Origin of the sequence: Brachybacterium sp., from assembly GCF_052095815.1 — a bacterium.
Classification (GTDB): domain Bacteria; phylum Actinomycetota; class Actinomycetes; order Actinomycetales; family Dermabacteraceae; genus Brachybacterium.
Map to the genome: position 1 here is coordinate 1 of NZ_JBQDLF010000066.1, position 14,756 is coordinate 14,756.

Genomic DNA, 14,756 nt, shown 5'->3' on the forward strand with positions numbered 1-14,756 from the left:
CCCAGGATGATCCGTCGGCCGACGGCTCCCGCGGGCCGCTCGCCCGCACGGGGTACGACGTCCTGCCGTGGGCGCTCGCGGCGGCACTCGCCATCGGGGTCGGCATCGCGCTGACAGCCCGCGCCCGCAGTCGGGGCTGAGCAGCACCCACAGCGGAGAAGGTGCCAGTCATCCGGCACCTTCTCCGCACGTCCACCGTGTGCCAGGGAGGTAGGACGGAACTCGGGCTGCGCGGTCGCGGTCAGAGCAGCGCCCGGACCGCCGCCCGGGCGCGGTCCGGGACCAGAGTGATCGATTCCAGCTGGTCGAGGCGGATCCAGGCCGGTGCGTACACGTTGTCCTCGTCCGCCCCGTCGGCCTCCGGACCACCCGTGAGCACCGGCTCCTCGCGCGGGGCGCGCACGTGGAAGTACACCTCGGACTGCTGATCGGTGCGCACCGCGTCGAGCTCGGCGACGATGATCCCGACGAGGCCGGTCTCCTCCCGGAGCTCGCGCAGGCACGCCTCGCGAGGCGTCTCCCCGTCCTCGACACCGCCGCCCGGGAGCACCGAGTACTCCCGGCCGTTCTTCCGTCGGCCGATCACCAGGACGTGCCCGTCCTCGACGACGACCGCCGTGCTGCGGATCCTCATCGGGTCACCGCAGCACGGAGCTCAGCAGCAGGCTGGTCTCGGAGTTGACGACCCCGTCGATCGAGCGGATGCGGCGCAGCACGTCGTCGAAGGCCGGCAGGTCCGGGCAGGCGATCTCGGCGACCAGGTCCCAGCCGCCGTTGGTGGTGTGCAGGGCCTGGATCTCCGGAAACCCGCGCAGGTGGACGATCACGCGGTCGGTGCTGCGGCCCTCGACCTCGATGAAGGAGGTGGCGCGCACGGTCGAGGCCTCGGCGTAGTCCCGCACCCGCACCGTGAAGCCCACGATCACCCCGGCCGCCGTGAGCTTGTCGATCCGGCTGGTGATGGTGGCGCGCGAGACCCCGAGCCGGGTGGCGAGGCTCGCGATCGGGGCGCGTCCGTCGTTGCGCAGAGCGGCGAGCAGGCGTTCGTCGAGGTCCGTGAGGCGCTCCATGCGCATCATGCTAAGTCCGTCTGTGCAGACCGCGCAGAGTCTTCGCAGAAGTTCTGCGTTCCCGCCATGTCGCCTGCCATCTGCGAACTCTAGGCTGAGGTGGACCAGCGCCGATGCTGACCCGTCGGCCCCAGCCGACGCCGGCCCGTCGGCCCCCACGCGTACTCAGGAGGCGAGACGATGACCCAGCTGCTCGACGTGGCGAACATGGCCCGGTGGATCCGGCGCGACGGCGCGGAGAAGATCCTGGTGCGGATGACGGAGTACCTCGAGCAGGACTTCCGCCGCTGGGAGAAGTTCGACAAGATCCCCCGGATCGCGAGCCACACGCCGCTCGGCGTGATCGAGCTGATGCCCACCTCGGACGGCGAGCTGTACTCCTTCAAGTACGTCAACGGCCACCCCTCGAATCCCGCCCGCGGCTTCCAGACCGTCACCGCCTTCGGTGTGCTCGCCGACGTCGACAACGGCTATCCCACCTTCCTCGCGGAGATGACGCTGCTGACCGCGCTGCGCACCACTGCGGCCTCCGCGATGGCCGCGAAGGTGCTGGCCCGCCCGGACTCCCGCACCCTCGCCCTGATCGGGGCCGGCTCGCAGTCCGAGTTCCAGGCCCTCGCCTTCCGCGGCGTGCTCGGCATCGAGGACCTGCGGGTCTTCGACATCGACCCGGCCGCGATCGAGAAGGTGCGGCGCAACCTCGCCCCGCTCGGATTCCGCGTCCACGCCGCGACCTCGGTCGACGACGCGGTCGACGGCGCGGACATCATCACCACCTGCACCGCGGACAAGGCCCAGAACACCATCCTCGACACCTCCCAGGTGCGGCCCGGCGTGCACCTGAACGCGATCGGCGGGGACTGCCCCGGCAAGACCGAGCTCGACGCCCGGATCCTCGAGCGGGCCGACGTGTTCGTCGAGTTCACGCCCCAGACCCGCATCGAGGGCGAGATCCAGCAGATGGCCCCCGACTTCCCGGTCACCGAGCTGTGGGAGGTGCTCACCGGCGCCGCCCCGGGGCGCACCGACGCCGAGCAGATCACCCTGTTCGACTCCGTCGGCTTCGCGATCTCGGACTTCGCCGCGCTGCGCTGCGCCCGCGACGCCACCGCCGGCAGCGCCCTGCAGGACGAGGTGGACCTCGTCGCCCAGCCCGACGACCCCAAGGATCTGTTCTCCCTGGTGGACGTCCTGGCCCCGGTGAGCTGACGATGACCGGACAGGCGCCGCGGCATGTCGTCCTCGTCCGCCCCCACCACTTCCGGCCGAACCCGCAGACCGAGGGAGACAACGCCTTCCAGCACCGGCTGGTCTCGGCTCCGGCCGAGGTCGCCGCCCGCGCCCGGGAGTAGGTCGACGGGCTCGCCGCCGTGCTGCGCGATGCCGGCGTCGGGGTGAGCGTGTTCGAGGACGAGGAGAGGACGACCCCCGACAGCGTGTTCCCCAACAACTGGCTCTCCACCCACGCGGACGGCACCGTCGTGCTCTATCCGATGTACGCCGCGAACCGTCGGGCCGAGCGCCGGGCCGACGTGCTCGCGCACCTGCGGGAGCACTTCGCGGTGCGCCGAGTGCTGGACCTCTCGGGATACGAGCACGCGGGCCGATTCCTCGAAGGAACCGGGGCGATGGTGCTGGATCACCCCGGAGGCGTCGCCTACGCCTGCCGATCCCTCCGCCTGGACCCGGGACTGTTCACCGAGATCTGCGAGGAGCTCGGATACCGGCCGCTGCTGGTCGATGCGTCCGACGCCCGCGGCGTGCCCGTCTATCACACGAACGTGCTGATGAGCGTGGGGACCGAGGTCGCTCTGATGGGCAGCGGGATGATCCGGGACCCGGACGACCGTGCCCGGCTGCTGGCGTCGCTGCGGGCGAGCGGGCGCGAGATCGTGGAGCTCACGGAGTCCCAGGTGCACGGCTTCCTCGGCAACTGCCTCGAGGTCCGGGGCGGGCTCGGCGGCGAGGACCGGCTGCTCGTGATGTCGCAGCGGGCCGCCGCGCAGCTCACCCCCTCTCAGCGACGACGGATCGAGCGCTCCTGCACGATCCTCTCCGCGCCCGTGCCCACGATCGAGGCCGCCGGCGGGTCGGTGCGCTGCATGCTCGCCGGCATCCACCTGCCTCAGCGGCAGGCCGTCTCCTCGACCGGGATCCCGAACACCCTCACCACGGTGGTGCCCGCCGCGGTGTAGATGTGCACCCCGGCGCCGTCCTCCCGATCGCTGAAGAACCCGTAGGCCGGAGCGCCGTTGCGACGCATCGCGTCCCCGACCTCGTCGAAGCCGTGCTCGACGAGCACCGGATTGATCGCCTCCCGCCGGGCATCCCAGGCCGCAGGGTCATCCTCGGGGAGCGTGATCTCGGCGCTTGAATCCCCGGGCGACCAGCGGCAGATTCCGTCCTCGTCGAGGCGGACCCGTTCCGAGTCGCCCTCCCAGCTCGCCTCCGCCCCCTGCAGCATCGACACCTGCAGCGACGGGAGCATCTCCTCGTACTGCGCACGGGCCTCGTCCACCGGGACGGGCTCGGGCGCTGCGGGTGTGCATCCGGCCAGAGCGATCATCGCCGCCACCCCGAGGAGGCATGTGCGGCGCGACCGGGCGCGGTGTCCTTCCGATGCTTCATCCACAATCACCCATCACTTCCTCGCAGGCGTGGCGACCCGACCTAACATGATCCGAGTCACAGTCTCGATCTTGGAGCGTACTTGATGCTGGGTGCAGACACCGATGCCCTCTCCACCTTGGGGACAACCGCCGGACGACGTGCGGGCGAACTGCGCGAAGTCCTGAGTCGGGTCCTCCGCGCTGATGACCCGCGCATCTGGGTCGGTCACGACCGGGACCGCTTCGATCAGGAGATGCATGCCCTGCGGGCACAGCTCGACGCAGTCTCACGAGGTATGCGCGAGATGGCCGACGAGCTCTCGGAGCATGCGCACGAGCAGGAGCTAGCGTCCACTGCGGACGCTCCCACGATCCCGACATCCATGGGCTCGCTGCGATCCCTGCTCGGACAGGACGGCTCCCCGAAGTATGCCGAAGACCTCTTGCGCCACCTCTTCGGAGCCTCCGGCGGCTCCACCGAGGATTCGCTGGGCGGCTTCGAAGACCCTCGGCACGTCAGCTCACGCACCATCGGCGTGGACCTCGAGACGATTCAAGCGTTCGACCCGAGAACGACTGTCCAGGGCGACAGCTTCGGCGACTGCTGGTTCCTCGCGACACTCGCGTCGGTGGCCGCACAGAACCCTGAGCTCATCGCGGAGAACATCGAGCTGGTCCACGGCCCCACCCCGGACGAGGACTACTGGATCGTGACGCTGTACGAGAACGGCGAACCTGTCGAGCACGTCGTGACGCAGGACGAACTCGTCAAGGACGGAGTCCGCGGACGCATCGACCATGACACCGGCTCCTACTCCGAACGCATCTCCTGGATGAGCATCTACGAACGGGCCGCAGTCGAACACGTGGGCGGAGACTATGGCGACCTCGAGGCGAATTTTGCCGGGAAAGGACTCGACATGATCACTGGCGACAGCGGGAGCCTTTCCATCAACGCCGGATTCGACTCGATCCGAGCGGATCTCGAGGACGGCAAGTCCGTGGTGACCAGCACCCCGCCGGGGTGGTTGCTCGGCGGCGCACCGGACGGAGACGTCGTCGACGGCCACGTGTACATCGTCGAAGGCCTGTCGACGAACCAGGAGGGCGAAGAGGTCATAGTCCTCGTCAACCCCTGGGGCACGCCGCAGCCACCGGCGTCGAAGCCACCTGTCCTCGAGCTGACTCAGGAGGAGTACGCGGCGAACTTCGTCTCCCGCAACACCGTCGCCCACGACTCGTGAGTCGACGACGGATCTCAGCCCGCGACCGTTGCCCGCCCCGCCCCCACGGGGTACGGTCGCCTCAGCTGAGACACGAGCGACGACGAGGTGGATCGTGAGCGATGCAGGCCCTGCCTCCCCGACCCGGGAGAGCGAGTCCGTGTGACCGCTACCAGCTGGTCACCGACGGATTCCGCCTACCAGGCATGGCTCCTGCGCGCCCATGAGGAGCTGCGCTCGAGCACCCGTCCGCCCCGAGCGGGCGGGCCCGTGCGGGACGCGGTGCTCGCCTCCTGGCAGCGGTCGCTGGCCACAGTGTCGGAGGCGGGCGGCACGGCCCCTGCCGCCCTCGAGGGTCATGAGCTCGCCGCAGCGCGCCGCGACCATCTCTTCTCCGCCGTGCTGCCGCTGCTGCGCTCGCGGCTGATCGACCCGGCCGTCGAGGCCGGGCTGATGGTCGCGCTCGGGGATGCGGACGGCCGCCTGCTGTGGGTCGAGGGCCGGCCCCAGCTGATCTCCCGCGCCGACGACATGGGGTTCGCCGCCGGTGCGGACTGGTCCGAGCGCGCCATGGGCACCTCCGCCCCTGCGCTCGCACTCTCCACCGCCACCCCGATGCAGGTGGTCGGGGCCGAGCACTTCCACGAGGCGGTGCATCCCTGGAGCTGCAGCGCCGTCCCCGTACTGCACCCGCACACCCGCGAGACGCTCGGCGTCCTGGACGTCACCGGCAGCACCGAGGCCGTCTCCCCGCTGGTCCTCCCGCTGCTGGAGGCCACCGCCAGGGCAGTGCAGGAGGAGCTGCGCACCCGCCTGCCGCTCGCTCCACCAGAGCAGGCTCCCACCGCCGCCCGTCGGCCGCGGATCCTGCCCCGATCCCCCGCGGTCCCGGTCGAGCTGCTGGTCACGGGCCGTCGCCCACCGCTGCTGCGCCAGGGGGCCCGCAGCCTCGAGCTCAGCGGCCGCCACGCCGAACTGCTCACGGTGCTGCATCAGCGCCCCGAGGGCATCAGCGGCGGTGAGCTGGCCGAGCAGCTGCACGGGAGCATCGCCGCGGAGGGCACCGTGCGCGCCGCGATGGTGCGGCTGCGCAAGGTGCTCGCCGCCTTCCCGGACCTCGAGATCGCCTCACGTCCGTACCGTCTGCAGGGTCCGATCTCGAGCGATCTGCTGCGGGCCCGGGCAGCGCTCGAACACGGCGACCTCGAGGACGCGCTCGCCCACGCCACGGGAGATCTCCTGCCCGCCTCCGAATCCCCCGCGATCCGTCGGCAGCGTCGACGCACCGCCGCCCACCTCCGCGAGCTCCTCCTCGAGACCGGCACCTCGGCCCAGCTGTGGCAGTACGCCCAGCGGCCCGAGGCCGAGGATGACCTCGAGGTGCTGATGGCGATCCTCGCGATCGCACCGGCGGAGGCCCCCGAACGCTCCGCAGCGGTCGCCCGGGCACGGGCGCTGCGCGGCGAGACCGGCTGAGCACTGCGCAGTCACGCACCGCACCCGCTCCGGGCCACGCCATGCCACGCCCCGAGCCACCACCCCGAGAGTCACAGACATGGGGCTTTCGGACCGTCTATTCACCTGGTTCGTGACGTTCTCGGCTGGCTGGGGCGGACAGGGCGGGGCGAGGCAGGGTTGGGCAGGGCGGGGGTGGGCGTGGCGCGGCCCGGCGGGGACGCGCGGGCCGGAGCGGGGCGGACAGGGCGGGGCGGGGGCGGGCACCGGGCGCGGACGGCTCGTCTGCAACCTTCGTGCAACGTGACCTGGGTTACGGTGCCGGGCATCCGACGTCGTCGTCGGCTCCGCCTCACATCGCACCGCAGCGAAGGGAACGCCATGACTGTCTATGCACACCCCGGCACCGAAGGCTCGAAGGTCACTTTCAAGCCCCGCTACGAGAACTACATCGGCGGCCAGTGGGTCCCGCCCACGAAGGGCGAGTACTTCGAGAACCCGACCCCGGTCACCGGCAAGGTCTTCACCGAGGTGGCCCGCTCCACCTTCGAGGACATCGAAAAGGCTCTGGATGCCGCCCACGCGGCAGCCCCGGCCTGGGGAAAGACCTCCGTCGCCGAGCGCGCGGTGATCCTCAACAAGATCGCCGACCGCATCGAGGACAACCTCGAGATGCTCTCCGTGGCGGAGACCTGGGACAACGGCAAGGCGATCCGCGAGTGCCTGAACGCGGACATGCCCCTGGCCGTGGATCACTTCCGCTACTTCGCCGGCGCCATCCGGGCACAGGAAGGCGCACTCTCCCAGCTGGACGACGACACCGTCGCCTACCACTTCCACGAACCGCTGGGCGTGGTCGGGCAGATCATCCCCTGGAACTTTCCGATCCTGATGGCGGTCTGGAAGTTGGCCCCCGCCCTCGCGGCCGGCAACTGCGTGGTGCTCAAGCCCGCCGAGCAGACCCCCGTCTCGATCCTGGTGCTCGCCGAGCTGATCGGTGACCTGCTGCCGGACGGCGTGCTGAACATCGTCAACGGCTTCGGCGTCGAGGCCGGCAAGCCGCTCGCCTCGAACAAGCGGATCGCGAAGATCGCCTTCACCGGTGAGACCACGACCGGTCGCCTGATCATGCAGTACGCCTCGCAGAACCTGATCCCGGTGACCCTGGAGCTGGGCGGCAAGAGCCCGAACCTCTTCTTCGAGGACGTCGCCGCGCAGAAGGACAACTTCTACGACAAGGCCCTCGAGGGCTTCACGATGTTCGCCCTGAACCAGGGCGAGGTGTGCACGTGCCCCTCGCGCGCCCTGGTGCAGGCATCGATCTACGACGACTTCGTCGCCGACGGCATCAAGCGGGTCGAGGCCATCAAGGTGGGCGACCCGCTGGACACCGACACCATGATGGGTGCCCAGGCCAGCAATGATCAGCTGGAGAAGATCCTGTCCTACATCGACATCGGGAAGCAGGAGGGCGCGAAGCTGCTCATCGGCGGCGGGCGTGCGGATCTCGGCGGGGAGCTCTCCGGCGGCTACTACGTGCAGCCCACGATCTTCGAGGGCGACAACTCGATGCGGATCTTCCAGGAGGAGATCTTCGGGCCTGTGCTCGCACTCACCCGCTTCTCCGACTATGACGAGGCGATCTCGATCGCGAACGACACCCTCTACGGGCTCGGCTCGGGCGTGTGGAGCCGGCAGCAGAACACCATCTACCGGGCAGGGCGCGCGATCCAGGCCGGTCGCGTGTGGGTGAACAACTACCACTCCTACCCGGCGCACTCCGCGTTCGGCGGGTACAAGTCCTCCGGCATCGGCCGCGAGAACCACCTGATGATGCTCGACCACTACCAGCAGACGAAGAACCTGCTGGTCTCCTACTCGGAGAACAAGCTCGGCTTCTTCTGAGCCGGCCCGGCCCGACGGTCCGACGGTCCTTCCGCCCTGCGGCGGAGGGGCCGTCGGGCTCTGTGGGCCCTGCGCGCTCTGCGGGTCTCAGGCGCGCGAGCGCCAGAGCAGCCAGACGAAGTAGGGCGCTCCGAGCAGGGCGACCATCAGCCCGGCCGGGATCTGCGCGGGGGCGATGAGGGAGCGGCCGAGCGCATCGGCCAGACCTACCAGCACGCCGCCGAGCAGCATCGCGACCGGGAGCGTGCGCAGGTGCCTGCCGCCCACCAGCGCCCGCGCCAGGTGCGGGGCGACCAGTCCCACGAAGCCGACCACCCCGACGGCCACCACGCTGATCGAGGCGAGCACCGCCGCGAGCCCCATCACCGCGAAGCGGGTGCGCTCCAGCCGCACGCCGAGCACCCGCGGGGTGTCCTCGTCGATCGCGAGCAGATCCAGCTCGCGGTGCAGGCCCGCCAGCAGCGGGGCGATGACCACGAGCGCGATCAGGACAGGGAGCACATCGCCGAGGCCGCGGCCGTAGGTGGTCCCCGACAGCCAGGTGAGGATCCTCGGGGTGCCCCAGGGATTGGAGCTGAGCAGCAGGAACGTGGTCAGAGCACTCATCCCGTAGCCCGTGCCGATGCCGACCAGCACGAAGCGCTCGGGGGCCAGTCCGCCCCGCCAGGCGAGCAGCGCGATCGCCGCGAACGTGACGACCCCGACCCCGACGGCGCACAGGATCATCAGCGGCCGCCCGCCGCCGAGCAGGGTCACCACGGCCGCCGCCCCGAGCCCGGCGCCAGCTGTGATGCCCAGCAGCCCGGGCTCCGCGAGCGGATTGCGCACGGTGGACTGCACCACGGTGCCGGCCAGGGCCAGCGCGGCGCCGGCGAGGACGGCAGCGCCCACCCGCGGCAGGCGTTCCCCGAGGGCGCGGCCGACGAGGTCGGGGGCCGCGCCCTGCACCCACAGGGCGATGTCCCCGGTGCGCAGCCACAGGCTGCCGGCGAGCATCCCGAGCACGACCACCGCCGCGAAGCCGGCGCCGAGCACGGCCAGCACGAGGAGGAACCGCCGGCGCGAACGCAGACCGGAGCGGGCCTGGGGCGGCTGCGCCGTCGGCCCGGAGTCCCGCAGACGCCGCGCGAGAACGACGATCATCACCGCACCCAGCAGCGCGGTGGGGATCCCGGTGGGGATCGCGGCGGCGCCCTGCGGGGTCAGCAGGGCGCGCAGCCCGGCGTCGGCCAGCAGCACGATCAGCGCACCGAGCAGCCCGGAGACCGGGATCAGCAGGTGATGACGGTGCACGGCGCCGACGAGACCGCCCAGCAGCCGTGCCAGCACCGGCGCTCCGAGGCCGACGAACGCGAGCGGCCCGGCGACGGTGACGGCCACCGCGGTCAGCAGCACGGCGCAGAGCACGGCGATCGCGCGGGTGGCGGCGACCGGCACACCGAGCGCGCTCGCGGCGTCATCCCCCAGACCCAGCACGTCCAGGCGCCGGGCGAGCAGGAGTGCGGCCAGCAGCACGAGCCCGATCACTGGCAGCGCCCGCAGCGAGGCATCGAGGTTCAGCTGGGACAGGGAGCCGCTGCCCCAGGCGTACAGGCCCGTCGTCTCCGCCTCGAAGAGGATCAGCAGCATCGAGGTGCCGGACTGCAGCGCCATCGCCACCGCGGAGCCGGCCAGGATCAGGCGCGTGGTCGAGGAGCCGGCCCCTCCCGCGAGCGCCAGCACGAGCCCGGCCGCGAGCAGCCCGCCGACGAAGGCGACAGCTCCTGAAGCCCACAGCGGCACGGTGAGGCCGAAGGCGGCCACGGCGCTGATCGCGAAGTAGGAGCCGGCCGTCACCGCGAGCGTGTCCGGGGAGGCCAGGGTGTTGCGGGAGATGGACTGCAGCAGCGCCCCGGCGGCGCCGAGCGCGATGCCGACGGCGATCCCGGCGGCGAGGCGGGGCAGGCGGGAGGCGAGCAGCACCTCGGCCACACTCACCGTCCGCTCGTCGCTCCGGGCACCGGCGAGGTGTCGCACGAGGTCGAGGAGTCCGATGTCGGAGGTGCCCTGGGTGAGGTGCCACAGCCCCACCAGCGCCACGGCGACCGCCAGTGCCGCCACCGTGGCGGTTCCCGCGAGGAGACCGCCGGCTCCCGGCCGGGTCACGGGGCCGAGACGGAGTCGACGTAGGCGTCGATCGCCTGTTCGGCGGAGCGGGGTCCGCCGAAGGTCCAGATGCCCTCGGGGAAGGCATGGGCACGGCCGTCCTCCACCGCAGGCAGGGAGGTCCAGATCTGGTTCTTCTCGAGCTCGCTGACGTAGTCCCCGGCAGGATCGTCGGTCCCGGTGTAGAAGAGGTTCGCCTCCCCCACCTCGATGAGCCCCTCGATATCCGTCTGCCCCAGGCCATAGGCCGGATCGACCTCACCGGTCCAGGCCGGCGTGAGGCCGAGCTCCGCACCGATCGCTGAGAACAGCGCGCCCTCGCCGAAGGGCCGCAGAGAGACGTTGCCGCCCTCGACCCAACCGTCGAAGTACACGAAATCGGTGGTGGGCAGGGCGGCGGCGGTGATCTCCTGCCGCGCCGAGGCGACGTGCGCCTCGAACTCGCCGAGCACCACCTCAGCGCGCTCGGTGCGCCCGGTGGCCTCGGCGATCAGGGTGAAGAGGTCTTTCATGTGGCCGAGCGGATCAGAGGCGTCCGCGCCCAGGGTGGCCAGCACCGGCACGCCCCGCTCCTCGAGCTGCGCGATGATCTCGTCCTCCGGACCGGTCGCCTCGACGATCACCAGATCCGGATCGGCCGCGAGCAGGGCGTCGAGGTTCGGCTCGCCCCGGGTGCCGACGTCCATCGTCCCCTCGGGCAGGGTCTCTGCGGTGACCCAGGTGCCGAAGCCCTCGACGTCCGCCGCTGCGACCGGGGCGATGCACAGGCTCAGCAGGCCCTCGGTCTGCTGCCACTCCAGCACGGCGACCCGCTCGGCGGGCGCCTCGAGCTCGACGGTGCGACCGAGGTGGTCCGTCACGCTGACCGGGCCGGTCGCGGTGGAGGTCTCGTCGGCCGCACAGGATTCGCTGATCGCAGCGGCGTCCGACGGGGCCCCGCTCGCGGTGTCGGGGACCTCGGTCGTGCCGCAGGCGGCGAGTGCGGTGAGGGCCAGTGCGGCGGTGGCCGCGACACGCGCGCGGCGAGGGGTACGGATCATGAGGGGCTCCTGGGGAGGGGGCAGAAAGGGGAGGGGGCAGAACAGGGAATGGAAGGTGTGAGAGGCGGGCAGCGGGAGATGAGGGTCCCCGGAGACAGGGTCCCCGGAGACGGAGAATCCTCAGTTCGTGCCCTCCGGCGGAGGCGCTTCAGCCTCAGGCTGGAGCGGCGGCGGGGAGGCTGCGGCGGCTGCGCGCGTCGATCCGCAGACGGCCGTCGAGGGGGTCCGCGGTGACGTCGATGGGGATGTCGTAGACGTGGCTGAGGTGTGCTGAGGTGAGGACCTCGGCGGCCCGCCCGGCGGCGTGCACGCGCCCCTCGCGCAGGAGCACCACCTGATCGGCGATGCGCGCGGCGTGGCCGAGATCGTGCAGCACGATGCCGATGGCGACCCCGTGACCCTCGGCGAGCTCCCGCACCAGGTCGAGCGTCTCGATCTGATAGCGCAGGTCGAGATGATTGGTGGGTTCGTCCAGCAGCACGATCCCCGTGTCCTGGGCGAGGCAGGAGGCGAGCCAGACCCGCTGCATCTCGCCTCCCGAGAGCTCGCCGACGGCGCGCGGAGCGAAATCGGTGATGCCGGTCAGGCGCATCGCATGATCGATCGCGGCGCGGTCGGCGGCATCGAGTCCGGCGAAGCGGCGCCGGTGGGGATGGCGACCGAAGGCGACGACATCGCGGACCGAGAGCCCCTGTGGGGCGGTGCGGGTCTGGGTGAACAGCGTCAGCGCCCGGGCGAACTCCTTGGTACCGAGCAGATCGACACTGCGCTCGCCCTCCCCGTCGGTCAGACGGATCCCGCCGGAGCGCAGCGGATGGAGGCGGGCCATCGCACGCAGCACCGTGGACTTCCCGCTGCCGTTGGGGCCGAGCAGCGCCGTAACGGCTCCCGACCGCAGCGCGAGCGAGACTTCATGGACGACGGGACTGCCGCCGTAGCTCAGAGTGAGCTGGTCACCGAGGAGAGCCGGGTGCTGAGCGGGGCCGGGAACAGAGGAGGGAACGGAGCTGGCAGCGCGGCTGGGCTCGGGAGGGGCGATTGACACAAGGTAAGCCTACCCTTAGCCATTTCGGCTCGTCCACACTTGCACATATCGTGGACGACGGGAGGGCACGGCGGCTGATCAGCAGGGGCACGGCGGCCGTAAGGATGCCCGGCGGCTCAGCGGCTGCAACGCCGCCCGGCGGCTCTCGAGCCGGAACTCCCGTCACGTCCGTCGTTCCCGGCCTACCCTGGGGGCCAGAGCACTCCTCGACCTTGCGCGATGACGCGCCCCACGACGGGAGATGAGAACGATGCCCCACCTGCTCGATGTGCCCGGCATGAGCCGCTGGATCCAGCGCGACGGCCCCGAGAACGTCCTGACCGGCTTGACCCGAATCCTCGAGGAGGACCTGCGCCGGTGGGACTCCTTCGAGAAGATCCCCCGCCTGGCCAGCCACACCCCGTTCGGCGTGATCGAGCTGATGCCGATCACCGACGGGGAGCTGTACTCGTTCAAGTACGTCAACGGCCACCCGTTGAATCCTGCCCGCGGGCTGCAGACCGTCACCGCCTTCGGGATGCTGGCCGATGTGGACAACGGCTACCCGATCTTCTTCGCGGAGATGACGCTGCTGACCGCGCTGCGCACCGCCGCGACCTCGGCGCTCGCGGCCAGAGAGCTCGCGCGCCCCGGGGCCCGAACCCATGCCCTGATCGGAGCAGGCTCCCAGGCAGAGTTCCAGGCCCTCGCCTTCCGCGCGGTGCTCGGGATCGATCAGCTGCGGGTGGTGGACCTGGACGAGGCCGCGGTGGAAAAGGTGCGCCGCAATCTCGAACCGCTCGGCTTCGAGGTGCACCTGTGCGAATCGGTGGACGAAGCGGTCCAGGGCGCCGACGTGATCACCACCTGCACCGCGGACAAGGCCCGCGCCGCCGTGCTGCACCGCGACCAGGTGCGGCCCGGCACGCACGTCAATGCGATCGGCGGCGACTGCCCCGGCAAGACCGAGCTCGATCCCGCGCTGCTGGAGGCTGCGCGGGTGGTGGTGGAGTACGAGCCGCAGACCCGCATCGAGGGCGAGATCCAGCAGCTGCCACCCGAGTTCGAGGTCGCCGAGCTATGGCAGGTGATCACCGGGGAGGTCGCCGGCCGCACCGACGATGAGGAGATCACGGTGTTCGACTCCGTCGGCTTCGCCCTCGCTGACTTCTCAGCGCTGCGCTACGCGCAGCAGGCGACCGACGGGACCGATCTGTTGGAGTGGATCGATGTGATCGCCGATCCGGATGATCCGAAGGATCTGTTCTCGCTGCTCACCGCGCAGACGCCGGCGGGCTGAGCGGCCGGCCGGAGACCTGCTCGGCGTCCGCCCGCTCGAGGTCCGCGAGGAGCCGCGCCACCAGGCCGTCCTCATCGAGCTCCTCCCCGAGAGCCTGCTCCTCCGTCGCTCCGAGCAGATCCCGCGACCGATACCAGGAGGCGACCTCGACGGGGCCGACGGACACCGCCAGAGGCTTGCCGGCGTGGCGGCGCAGGGTCTCCTCGAGGCTCACGTCGAGGTAGTACACGAGGTTCGGACCCTCGTGCTCGGCCAGCAGGCGCTCGAACATCGCGCCGTAGTACTCGGCCGGGAGGATGCCTTCAAGGATCGTGATCCGCCCAAGTCCAAGGCAGTGCCGCACGATGACCGCAAGCAGGTCGGCGGCCTCGGGGTCTGGGGCGTCGTGCTCGCGAAGCATCTCCCGGCGCACCTGATCCTGCCCGATCACGGCGACCCGCCCTCGCGGGAGCGAGCGCTGCACGCGGCGGGCGATCGTCGACTTGCCGGACGCGGAGTTCCCGCGCAGAATCACGAGCACGGAAGGCACCGGGTCACGCTCCGTGGGAGGGCTCGACCATTTCGGCGGGTGTGGTCTCCGGCTCGGTGCCGGTGATCTGCCCGAGCACGTTCATCAGGTGGTAGATGACCAGTGCTGCCGCGGTGCCGAGCGCGATGCCGGTGAGCTGGATGCCTCCGAAGGTCCAGGTCACGTTCGCGATGCCCACCACCAGGGCGACACCGGCGGTGAACTGGTTCTTCGGGCGGGAGAAGTCGACCTTGCCGTCCACCCACATGCGCACGCCGACGATGCCGATCAGGCCGTAGAGCACGAAGGTCACGCCGCCGAGGACGCCCGGCGGGATGGTGAAGATCATGGCGCCGACCTTCGGGGAGAGCGAGAGCAGGATCGCGACGATGCCGGCCACCCAGTAGGCGGCGGTGGAGTAGACGCGGGTGGCGCTCATGACGCCGATGTTCTCGCCGTAGGTGGTGGTCGGCGAGC

Annotated in this window: 14 protein-coding genes and 1 pseudogene; 7 read left to right on the forward strand and 8 right to left on the reverse strand. The window is 70.8% G+C overall.

Going from position 1 to position 14,756, the window contains the following annotated elements; translation table 11 throughout:
* Window positions 1-241: 241 nt before the first annotated feature.
* Complete coding sequence (locus ACTH43_RS17135) at window positions 242-634, reverse strand: NUDIX domain-containing protein (RefSeq protein WP_441446107.1); 393 nt, start codon at window positions 632-634, stop codon at window positions 242-244.
* 4 nt (window positions 635-638) lie between these two features.
* Window positions 639-1,070: an Lrp/AsnC family transcriptional regulator gene (locus tag ACTH43_RS17140; protein ID WP_441446108.1), complete on the reverse strand. Its 432-nt coding sequence runs from the start codon at window positions 1,068-1,070 to the stop codon at window positions 639-641.
* 180 nt (window positions 1,071-1,250) lie between these two features.
* On the opposite strand from ACTH43_RS17140, the gene ACTH43_RS17145 reads away from it, so the two are divergent.
* From ACTH43_RS17145 to ACTH43_RS17155, 3 genes and pseudogenes are all read left to right on the forward strand, one after another.
* The gene (locus ACTH43_RS17145) at window positions 1,251-2,279 is read left to right on the forward strand and encodes an ornithine cyclodeaminase (RefSeq protein WP_441446109.1); all 1,029 of its coding nucleotides are present in this window, start codon (window positions 1,251-1,253) and stop codon (window positions 2,277-2,279) included.
* A 2-nt stretch (window positions 2,280-2,281) separates the two neighbouring features.
* Window positions 2,282-2,422 carry a hypothetical protein gene (locus ACTH43_RS17150; RefSeq protein ID WP_441446110.1) on the forward strand — a complete coding sequence of 47 codons (141 nt, stop codon included), beginning with the start codon at window positions 2,282-2,284 and terminating at the stop codon, window positions 2,420-2,422.
* Between the two features lie 15 nt (window positions 2,423-2,437).
* Window positions 2,438-3,265, forward strand: a pseudogene (locus ACTH43_RS17155) (arginine deiminase-related protein); the annotation flags it as partial.
* On the opposite strand, the gene ACTH43_RS17160 reads toward ACTH43_RS17155, so the two are convergent.
* Window positions 3,196-3,636 carry a hypothetical protein gene (locus ACTH43_RS17160; RefSeq protein WP_441446111.1) on the reverse strand — a complete coding sequence of 147 codons (441 nt, stop codon included), beginning with the start codon at window positions 3,634-3,636 and terminating at the stop codon, window positions 3,196-3,198. The pseudogene ACTH43_RS17155 and the gene ACTH43_RS17160 overlap by 70 nt on opposite strands.
* A 297-nt stretch (window positions 3,637-3,933) precedes the next feature.
* On the opposite strand from ACTH43_RS17160, the gene ACTH43_RS17165 reads away from it, so the two are divergent.
* From ACTH43_RS17165 to exaC, 3 genes are all read left to right on the forward strand, one after another.
* Window positions 3,934-4,923, forward strand: a complete 990-nt coding sequence (locus ACTH43_RS17165) for a C2 family cysteine protease (RefSeq protein ID WP_441446112.1) — start codon at window positions 3,934-3,936, stop codon at window positions 4,921-4,923.
* A 141-nt stretch (window positions 4,924-5,064) separates the two neighbouring features.
* Window positions 5,065-6,378, forward strand: a complete 1,314-nt coding sequence (locus tag ACTH43_RS17170; protein WP_441446113.1) for a helix-turn-helix domain-containing protein — start codon at window positions 5,065-5,067, stop codon at window positions 6,376-6,378.
* Window positions 6,379-6,738: 360 nt separating this feature from the next.
* Window positions 6,739-8,262 (forward strand): acetaldehyde dehydrogenase ExaC, encoded by a 1,524-nt coding sequence (exaC, locus tag ACTH43_RS17175; RefSeq protein WP_441446114.1) that lies wholly within the window; start codon window positions 6,739-6,741, stop codon window positions 8,260-8,262.
* 87 nt (window positions 8,263-8,349) lie between these two features.
* Here the strand turns inward: exaC and ACTH43_RS17180 are convergent, their stop codons facing one another.
* From ACTH43_RS17180 to ACTH43_RS17190, 3 genes are all read right to left on the reverse strand, one after another.
* Complete coding sequence (locus ACTH43_RS17180) at window positions 8,350-10,407, reverse strand: iron ABC transporter permease (RefSeq protein WP_441446115.1); 2,058 nt, start codon at window positions 10,405-10,407, stop codon at window positions 8,350-8,352.
* Window positions 10,404-11,447, reverse strand: coding sequence for an iron-siderophore ABC transporter substrate-binding protein (locus ACTH43_RS17185; RefSeq protein WP_441446116.1), 1,044 nt, complete (start codon window positions 11,445-11,447; stop codon window positions 10,404-10,406). The genes ACTH43_RS17180 and ACTH43_RS17185 overlap by 4 nt, the downstream gene beginning before the upstream one ends.
* Window positions 11,448-11,601: 154 nt before the next feature.
* The gene (locus ACTH43_RS17190; RefSeq protein WP_441446117.1) at window positions 11,602-12,492 is read right to left on the reverse strand and encodes an ABC transporter ATP-binding protein; all 891 of its coding nucleotides are present in this window, start codon (window positions 12,490-12,492) and stop codon (window positions 11,602-11,604) included.
* Between the two features lie 250 nt (window positions 12,493-12,742).
* On the opposite strand from ACTH43_RS17190, the gene ACTH43_RS17195 reads away from it, so the two are divergent.
* Complete coding sequence (locus ACTH43_RS17195) at window positions 12,743-13,771, forward strand: ornithine cyclodeaminase (protein ID WP_441446118.1); 1,029 nt, start codon at window positions 12,743-12,745, stop codon at window positions 13,769-13,771.
* Here the strand turns inward: ACTH43_RS17195 and ACTH43_RS17200 are convergent.
* A complete protein-coding gene (locus ACTH43_RS17200; RefSeq protein WP_441446119.1) occupies window positions 13,746-14,300 on the reverse strand; it encodes an AAA family ATPase in 555 nt (184 codons plus the stop codon). The two genes, ACTH43_RS17195 and ACTH43_RS17200, sit on opposite strands and share 26 nt — an antisense overlap.
* A gap of 4 nt (window positions 14,301-14,304) precedes the next feature.
* A partial coding sequence (locus ACTH43_RS17205) for a solute carrier family 23 protein (RefSeq protein WP_441446120.1) occupies window positions 14,305-14,756 on the reverse strand: 452 nt, incomplete at its 5' end.

What these genes read in the sequence shown, in the direction of transcription:
- ACTH43_RS17135 (WP_441446107.1), bottom strand. Translation starts at nt 634, where the DNA reads ATGAGGATCCGCAGCACGGCGGTCGTCGTCGAGGACGGGCACGTCCTG.
- ACTH43_RS17140 (WP_441446108.1), bottom strand. Translation starts at nt 1,070, where the DNA reads ATGGAGCGCCTCACGGACCTCGACGAACGCCTGCTCGCCGCTCTGCGC.
- ACTH43_RS17145 (WP_441446109.1), top strand. Translation starts at nt 1,251, where the DNA reads ATGACCCAGCTGCTCGACGTGGCGAACATGGCCCGGTGGATCCGGCGC.
- ACTH43_RS17150 (WP_441446110.1), top strand. Translation starts at nt 2,282, where the DNA reads ATGACCGGACAGGCGCCGCGGCATGTCGTCCTCGTCCGCCCCCACCAC.
- ACTH43_RS17160 (WP_441446111.1), bottom strand. Translation starts at nt 3,636, where the DNA reads ATGATCGCTCTGGCCGGATGCACACCCGCAGCGCCCGAGCCCGTCCCG.
- ACTH43_RS17165 (WP_441446112.1), top strand. Translation starts at nt 3,934, where the DNA reads ATGCATGCCCTGCGGGCACAGCTCGACGCAGTCTCACGAGGTATGCGC.
- exaC (WP_441446114.1), top strand. Translation starts at nt 6,739, where the DNA reads ATGACTGTCTATGCACACCCCGGCACCGAAGGCTCGAAGGTCACTTTC.
- ACTH43_RS17185 (WP_441446116.1), bottom strand. Translation starts at nt 11,447, where the DNA reads ATGATCCGTACCCCTCGCCGCGCGCGTGTCGCGGCCACCGCCGCACTG.
- ACTH43_RS17195 (WP_441446118.1), top strand. Translation starts at nt 12,743, where the DNA reads ATGCCCCACCTGCTCGATGTGCCCGGCATGAGCCGCTGGATCCAGCGC.